1 protein-coding gene is annotated in these 308 nt (G+C 38.3%); it reads right to left on the bottom strand.

Annotation, left to right across the window (positions count from 1 at the left end; genetic code table 11):
* Positions 1–91: 91 nt before the first annotated feature.
* Positions 92–308 (bottom strand): TonB-dependent receptor (locus tag I5349_RS13665; protein WP_226391339.1); only part of this gene is annotated, 217 nt, incomplete at its 5' end.

Consider the following 308-nt stretch of genomic DNA (forward strand, 5'->3'; position numbering starts at 1 on the left):
GACCTTAGTGAGCGATTTTTTGAGCTTTTTATTCATTCAAATTGAATTGAGCTAGTAAAGGGTAGCCTGGTGGTGCTTCCCCTTTTCTATTTTAAAACTGGTGTCTAAATGACAACATGAAAATACGGTCATTACCCACGACAAACTGCGTGTTGTATATTGCACTCGTATAGTACAATCGATCAGCAACATTCTTGACATTGAGTCTTAGCTCCGAATTTCCAAACTTATATCCAATAGTAGTGTCTATCACCCAATATGCTGGAAGCACCGCTGTATTGGCTGCATTATTAAATATTTCCGAAAGG

The organism is Penaeicola halotolerans (genome assembly GCF_016464625.1).
Taxonomy (GTDB): domain Bacteria; phylum Bacteroidota; class Bacteroidia; order Cytophagales; family Cyclobacteriaceae; genus Penaeicola; species Penaeicola halotolerans.